The sequence below is a fragment of the Prevotella dentasini JCM 15908 genome (assembly GCF_000614065.1).
GTDB classification, from domain to species: domain Bacteria; phylum Bacteroidota; class Bacteroidia; order Bacteroidales; family Bacteroidaceae; genus Prevotella; species Prevotella dentasini.
The window spans coordinates 1-6514 of the sequence record NZ_BAKG01000034.1; the positions used below are offsets into that span (position 1 = coordinate 1).

Genomic DNA, 6514 nt, shown 5'->3' on the forward strand with positions numbered 1-6514 from the left:
GAAGACTTTTACTATATCAAACAAAGGCCAAACGCTTTTCGTTTACTTGCCCGCCTCCATCTCAAAAAATCTATTGGCTACAAAACGTTTCCATCCTTTGGAAACACAACGGCAGGGGAGAACTTCTTAGCTTCCTCAAAATCCATGACAGCATAACTGATGATAATAAGCACATCGCCTACCTGCGCTTTACGGGCAGCAGCACCATTCAGGCAAATACAGCCGCTACCCCGCTCGCCCTTGATAACGTAAGTCTCAAGCCGCTCGCCATTGTTATTATTTACAACCTGAACCTTTTCACCTGCTATCAGGTTAGCTGCATCCATCAAGTCCTCATCTATAGTAATAGACCCCATATAGTTAAGGTTCGCCTCCGTTACCTTAACACAATGGAGCTTACTCTTCAATATTTCTATCTGCATTTATCCTTTATATTTGATATGGTCAATCAGACGAATAGGTGTCATTCCACAATAAACGGTAATACAGCCGACTATATACGAACTTGAATCCCACGAACTGACGGGCAACAGAGTATTACCGTCAACGATTTCAAAATATTCCACTTCCAAGCCTTCTACAAGATTGATGTCGGAAACAACCTTATCGTGCGTTTCAGCCAGACTATGCCTCTCCGCATAATCAACACTATCCCTGAGAGCCTTGAAAATATAAGGAGCTACAGCACGTTCGTCTTTTGTCAGCAACGTATTACGAGAACTTTTTGCAAGCCCGTCGGCATCACGGATAATCGGACATTCAACAATGTCAATATCCATATTGATATATTCAACCAGACGCTTGACAACGGCTATCTGCTGCCAATCCTTTTCTCCAAAGTACGCTTTGTTGGGTCTTACTATATAAAACAATCTGCTGACAACCTGACATACACCATTGAAGTGTCCGGGACGCTTTGCACCTTCCATGACAGTAGATTGTGGGGGAAAATCAAACACCCGACGGTCTTCTTCGGGATACATTTCACTGACAGAGGGAGCCAACACATAATCAGCTCCACAACTCTCCAACAATCGGCAATCAGCATCCAATGTCCTTGGATAGCGTTCCAAATCTCCCTTATCATTGAATTGTGTCGGATTCAAAAAAACCGAGACTACCGTTACATCGTTTTCCTTAACGCTTCGTTCTACGAGTGAGGCGTGCCCTTCGTGCAAGGCACCCATCGTCGGTACAAGTCCGACTGTCTTGCCTCCTTTCCGAAGAATAAAAAGCTCGTTTTGCAAATCTGCAATCTTTTCGAATACTTTCATTGATGCACAAATTAAAACAGCCTGCAAAGTAACAACAATTTTATTAAAAAGTCAAACAATACTCTAAAAATATGCGAATAATATTGGTTTTAAATATGTTTTCAAATGAAACGCCATACTATATCAAGTTTTTTTCATACCTTTGCACATACTTAATATAAATGAGAATGGGAAAGAAAGTATTGTTTATCAATCAGGAGATTGCACCTTACGTTCCAGAAACCGAGATGTCCTTGGCAGGAAGCAACATGCCGCATTTCATGCAAGAATCCGGATTCGAGATTAGGACCTTCATGCCTAAGTGGGGAGCCATCAACGAACGTCGCGGACAACTGCATGAAGTCATTCGCCTTTCGGGAATGAACCTGATTATTGACGACACCGACCACCCTCTTATTATCAAAGTTGCGAGTATACCGCAGACACGTATTCAGGTGTACTTTATTGACAACGAGGATTATTTTCAGAAACGGTCAGCCATGACCAAAGACGAATTGGGCAACGACTATCCCGACAATGGGGAACGAGCTATATTCTTTGCACGTGGCGTTCTTGAGACCGTCAAGAAACTACGATGGGCACCCGATATCATTCACTGCCAAGGATGGATGTCAGCAGTTATCCCATTTTATGTGAAGACTGCCTACCACGATGAACCACAATTCACCAACACAAAGGTTGTTACTTCTCTTTTTTCCGAACAGCCCAAGGATGATTTCGGAACCAACTTCAAGCGTTGTCTGGAGTTCCGGGAAGCAAAAGCCGGCATGCTGAAGAAATATGGTGATAAATTCGACTTCATCGAACTGGGCAAATTAGCCCTCGACTATTCAGACGGCGTAATACAGACAAGCGACAATGTCAATGCTGAATTAATGAAATATGCCGTAGACAGCAGCAAGAGCATCATGTCGCAGCCAAAAAGCGAAAACGAAATCAAAACAAAATTCAAAGAGTTCTACAACAATTTAATTGGATGAAAACAAAACTCTTGCTATTGAGCATCGCAGCATTGGGGCTGACCCTTATCTCCTGCGACGAAACGACAGACATGGTAGGAAGTTCACTGACAGACAACGTGGACAGACTTCATATTACAGCTGATACATTCAGTGTATCTTCAAAAAGCATTTTGGCAGACTCGGTACTTGCACGCTCTACCTCTGCTTATCTTGGACGTATCAAAGACCCCGAGACAGGCGTACTGCTTACAGGAAACCTTATGACCCAATTGCACGTGCTCAGTTCGTACGAACTTCCGGCAATAGACAGTATTATGAGCCGGGACGAGAACGGACAGATAGAGGCAGACTCCTGCGACATCCGTCTCTACTTCCCCAAGTTTTATGGCGATTCATTAGCCCAAATAAAACTGACAGCCTATGAACTGGACAAGCCTGTAGAAGAAGAACAACTTTACTACTCCAACTTCGATCCTGAAGCAAAAGGCTATCTGCGTCCTGAAGGGGTTGCGGTAAACCGTACCTATACGTTGGCTGATTTGACTGAAGAAGACTGCATCAGGGACAACTCTTCCTATTCGGCAAATATAAATGTACGGCTCAATGCTCCATATACGGCCAAAGATGGCAAGACCTATAAGAACTACGGAACATATCTTCTACGCAAGTATCTGGAAGACCCTACAGCTTTCCGCAGCAACTATCGTTTTCTGCATGAGGTGTGCCCCGGCTTTTATTTCAAAATCACAAACGGACTGGGGTCAATGGCACAGGTTAACGCCTCGCAGCTGAACGTTTATTTCAAGTATAAGAATGGAGGCAAGGTTGTTCCTGCTACAACGAACCTTGTCAACACGGAGGAAGTACTGCAAATGACTAACTTTTCAACTGACAAAAAGCAGTTAGAGAACTTGGTCGCAGAACAAAATCATACCTATCTGAAAACTCCTGCCGGAATATTCACCGAACTGACACTTCCTGTTACATCCATTATCCGAGGACATGAGACAGACTCTATCAACTCTGCCAAAATAGAGCTTTACAGGGTCAATAACAGCAACGCAGACAAATATGAGCTTGAAGTTCCAAAGAACATACTCATGATTCCGGCAGACAGTCTCCACAGCTTCTTTATCAAGAACAGACTGCCAGACAGCAAGACTTCGTTTTTAGCTACATATAGTGCTGCCACCAACAGCTATGCCTTCAACAACATTTCAGGCATCATTAATATGTTTGCCCGAAACCAATCAGAAGCAGCAACCAACAAAAACTGGGGGAAAGTAGTTCTTATACCTGTAGAGCTGAGTGTTTCGACCCGTCAGTCAGGCACACAGACCATTTCGGTAATAACAAAGACCTCGCACTATCTCGGATTGTCAAGCACGAAGCTACAGGGAGGAGAAGCTAATCCCGACAAAATACGGATTTCGGTCATCTATAGCAAGTTCAATGGCCGATAACTTTTTAGAACGCCACCGTGAAGACTACGAGGCGAGAAAAGCCGAATGGCTAAGGAAGAAGAAGCATTTGGGAAAGATAGTCCGGCAACGAACTATCGTAAAACCCGATGACGAAGCCCTCTAACACACAGACAGAACTAAAACTATGAGAATGCCGTGCCTGATATTGGCACGGCATTTGCAGTAAAAAGATAAAGGTAAAAAGAACAAAAGAACATAAATATAGACAGATATACGCAATGACGAATCAATTTTCCCAAAAGGTTTCGGAAGTCCTTTCATTCAGTAAGGAGGAAGCGGAACGATTGGCAAGCACATCTGTTGGGCCGGAGCACATCCTGTTGGCTATACTTCGGGAAAAGTCTGGCCCCATATCCGATTTGCTCGACAGGTTGCATCTCAATAAAGATAATATAAAAGCCTCATTGGAAGAGAAGGTAAAGGTAGGAAACAGTCAACAGATATTGTCTCCCACGGATATTTTACTCAACGAAAAAGCCAACAACATCCTCCGACTGGCCGTGTTGGAGGCACGTCTTCAACATACACAGACAGTAGACCTGCCGCATCTTCTTCTGGCAATCCTCCACGACAATGTGGACAATGGTGCCAAGGAAGTGCTACAGGAAAACGACCTCAACTATCAGACAGCCCTTACCCATTTACAACAAAAAACGGGAAAGGTCAGGGATGGCATAGACATGGCAGGTGAAGAAGATGAAGACCCAATGCTTTCACCTTCCAGCAACAATAGCGGAAACACACATACTGCCAAGACCAAGCAAACAAAGTCAACAACTCCTGCCTTGGACAATTTCGGTACAGACCTCACCCAAGCAGCTGCCGACGGCAAACTTGACCCTGTGGTAGGAAGAGAGAAGGAAATACTCCGGGTCTGTGAAATTTTGGGCAGACGCAAGAAGAACAATCCCATCCTCATCGGTGAACCCGGTGTCGGAAAAAGTGCAATAGTAGAGGGACTGGCACAATTGATTGTCAAGCACCAGACCTCTCCCATACTTTTCAACAAACGCGTCATTACGCTTGACATGACAGCCGTCGTGGCCGGAACAAAATACCGCGGACAGTTTGAAGAGAGAATCCGCGCCATCATCAAGGAGATTGAACAGAATCCCGACTTGATTATTTTCATTGACGAGATTCATACGCTCATAGGTGCCGGCTCTACTCCCGGCTCAATGGATGCAGCAAATATCCTCAAGCCGGCCTTGGCACGAGGTACCATACAGTGCATCGGTGCAACTACTTTAGACGAATACAGAAACTCCATCGAGAAGGACGGAGCCTTGGAACGGCGTTTTCAAAAAATACTTGTAGAACCGACTACTGCCAGCGAAACGCTGCAAATCCTCACAAACATCAAGAGCAGATACGAAGAACACCACCATGTCAGATATACCGACGAGGCAATAGAGGCATGTGTCAAACTGACAGACCGATACATTACCGACCGAGCCTTCCCCGACAAGGCCATTGATGCCATGGACGAAGCCGGCTCGCGTCTCCACCTACAGAATGCCAAAGTGCTACAGAGATTGTAGACCTACAGAAGGAAATAGACACAACACAGGAGAAGAAGCAGGCTGCCGTAAGGAACCAGAACTTTGAACTGGCAGCAAGCTACCGCGACAAACAGACGGAACTGGAGCAAAGCCTAAAGGAGGCGCAGACACGTTGGCAGAATGGAGACACAAGGGAATTTGTAGAGATTTCAGCAGACAATGTGGCAGACGTAGTGTCAATGATGACAGGCGTACCCGTACAACGGATGCAGCAAGCCGAGGGAATCCGCCTGAAGAACATGAACGTTGACTTGAAGAAGCTCGTCATCGCACAAGACACCGCCATTGACAAGATGGTAAAGGCCATCCAACGCAACCGCGTCGGACTGAAAGACCCCAACCACCCCATCGGCGCCTTCATGTTCCTCGGGCCTACCGGAGTCGGAAAGACCTACCTTGCCAAGAAACTCGCAGAGCTGATGTTCGGCTCTACCGATGCGCTCATCCGCATAGACATGAGCGAATATACCGAGAGCTTCAACACCTCGCGCCTGATTGGTGCGCCCCCGGGATACGTAGGCTACGAAGAGGGCGGACAACTCACCGAACAAGTGCGCCGGCACCCCTACTCCATCGTATTGCTCGACGAGATAGAGAAGGCACATGGCAATGTCTTCAACATGCTCTTGCAGGTATTGGACGAAGGACGCCTGACTGACGGAAACGGCCGACTTGTCGACTTCAGGAACACCGTCATCATCATGACCTCCAATGCCGGAACGCGCCAACTGAAAGAGTTCGGGCAAGGAGTCGGATTCAATGCAAGCAGCCTGACAGGACTTTCGCGCAATGAGCAGGACAAAGAGCGTGCCCGCTCCATTATCCAAAAGAGTCTCAGCAAGCAGTTCGCCCCCGAGTTCCTCAACCGCCTCGACGAAATCATCACCTTCGACCAACTCGACCTGCCGGCCATCAAGCAGATTATAGACATAGAACTGGCAGGACTGCTCCGCCGCGTTGCAGACCTCGGCTACACGCTGAACATCACAGACGAAGCCAAAGAGTTTGTCGCAACCAAGGGATATGACGTACAGTTTGGCGCACGTCCGCTGAAGCGTGCCATACAGACCTACATTGAAGACGGACTAAGCGAAAGAATACTCTCTGGAGAAGTTAAGCCGGGAGATACCATCAACATAGGGAAGACTCCTGACGAAGACTCGCTCACCTTTCAGTAACAACAGATATACGCATGTAGTCCTGAATCTGCAATGCAGATTCAGGATACATGC

Annotated in this window: 5 protein-coding genes and 1 pseudogene; 4 read left to right on the top strand and 2 right to left on the bottom strand. The window is 46.3% G+C overall.

Annotated elements, in window-relative coordinates; translation table 11 throughout:
* Nucleotides 1-77 precede the first annotated feature (77 nt).
* A complete protein-coding gene (gene panD / locus JCM15908_RS11165; RefSeq protein WP_025003389.1) occupies nucleotides 78-422 on the bottom strand; it encodes an aspartate 1-decarboxylase in 345 nt (114 codons plus the stop codon).
* Nucleotides 423-1274, bottom strand: a complete 852-nt coding sequence (panC, locus tag JCM15908_RS11170) for a pantoate--beta-alanine ligase (protein ID WP_025003390.1) — start codon at nucleotides 1272-1274, stop codon at nucleotides 423-425. It abuts the gene before it with no gap.
* 167 nt (nucleotides 1275-1441) lie between these two features.
* Here panC and JCM15908_RS11175 point away from each other — a divergent pair, with 167 nt between their 5' ends.
* The 4 genes and pseudogenes from JCM15908_RS11175 (at nucleotide 1442) to JCM15908_RS13925 (ending at nucleotide 6460) form a co-directional block, all read left to right on the top strand.
* Nucleotides 1442-2254, top strand: coding sequence for a glycogen/starch synthase (locus JCM15908_RS11175; RefSeq protein WP_025003391.1), 813 nt, complete (start codon nucleotides 1442-1444; stop codon nucleotides 2252-2254).
* Complete coding sequence (locus JCM15908_RS11180) at nucleotides 2251-3699, top strand: DUF4270 domain-containing protein (protein ID WP_025003392.1); 1449 nt, start codon at nucleotides 2251-2253, stop codon at nucleotides 3697-3699. The genes JCM15908_RS11175 and JCM15908_RS11180 overlap by 4 nt, the downstream gene beginning before the upstream one ends.
* Nucleotides 3689-3823: a hypothetical protein gene (locus JCM15908_RS11185; RefSeq protein ID WP_025003393.1), complete on the top strand. Its 135-nt coding sequence runs from the start codon at nucleotides 3689-3691 to the stop codon at nucleotides 3821-3823. The genes JCM15908_RS11180 and JCM15908_RS11185 overlap by 11 nt, the downstream gene beginning before the upstream one ends.
* Nucleotides 3824-3938: 115 nt before the next feature.
* Nucleotides 3939-6460 (top strand): annotated as a pseudogene (locus tag JCM15908_RS13925) (ATP-dependent Clp protease ATP-binding subunit).
* The last annotated feature ends 54 nt before the right edge of the window (nucleotides 6461-6514 follow it).

Coding starts and splice junctions, on each gene's coding strand:
- JCM15908_RS11180 (WP_025003392.1), top strand. CDS start 2,251: ATGAAAACAAAACTCTTGCTATTGAGCATCGCAGCATTGGGGCTGACC.
- panC (WP_025003390.1), bottom strand. CDS start 1,274: ATGAAAGTATTCGAAAAGATTGCAGATTTGCAAAACGAGCTTTTTATT.
- JCM15908_RS11175 (WP_025003391.1), top strand. CDS start 1,442: ATGGGAAAGAAAGTATTGTTTATCAATCAGGAGATTGCACCTTACGTT.
- JCM15908_RS11185 (WP_025003393.1), top strand. CDS start 3,689: ATGGCCGATAACTTTTTAGAACGCCACCGTGAAGACTACGAGGCGAGA.
- panD (WP_025003389.1), bottom strand. CDS start 422: ATGCAGATAGAAATATTGAAGAGTAAGCTCCATTGTGTTAAGGTAACG.